The following is a 425-nucleotide window of genomic DNA, read 5'->3' on the forward strand; positions in this document are numbered from 1 at the left end:
TCTCTTAATTAATGAATTGTTAAAATTAGGTGATTTCTCTGTAAAGGAATTACTCATACAACTTATGAATAGTACTCAAGATGAAGTGATTCTTAATTTATGTACAAGACTTTTTTGCTCAATCGTTACTCATGATGACTTATTAGACACAAATAACTTGAAATTCCTTTCAAATGCTTCAGAGGATGGTGTTCATAATTTTGTTGTAAGTGCCGGAGAGACTCTTTCATATAATGTGATTCCGTATCTTTTTGCTTTGTTAGAAGAATGGGAAGATACTTTTATTGAGAATGCAATCAGAAATACACTTGCATTAATGCTAGGAATTAACGATGACTATTATGAACAATCAATAGAAGAATTAGGAGAAATATATTTTGAGTTCGTTAAAAATAGTGACATCACCAAATATTACTATGATAACG

At 29.6% G+C, this 425-nt stretch carries 1 protein-coding gene; it reads left to right on the forward strand.

Annotated elements, in window-relative coordinates; genetic code table 11:
- The coding region (gene imm47 / locus V7183_RS21295; RefSeq protein ID WP_335360752.1) for an Imm47 family immunity protein at positions 1 to 425 on the forward strand (425 nt) is incomplete at both ends.

It is taken from the genome of Bacillus sp. JJ1127 (assembly GCF_036965845.1).
GTDB lineage: Bacteria > Bacillota > Bacilli > Bacillales > Bacillaceae_G > Bacillus_A.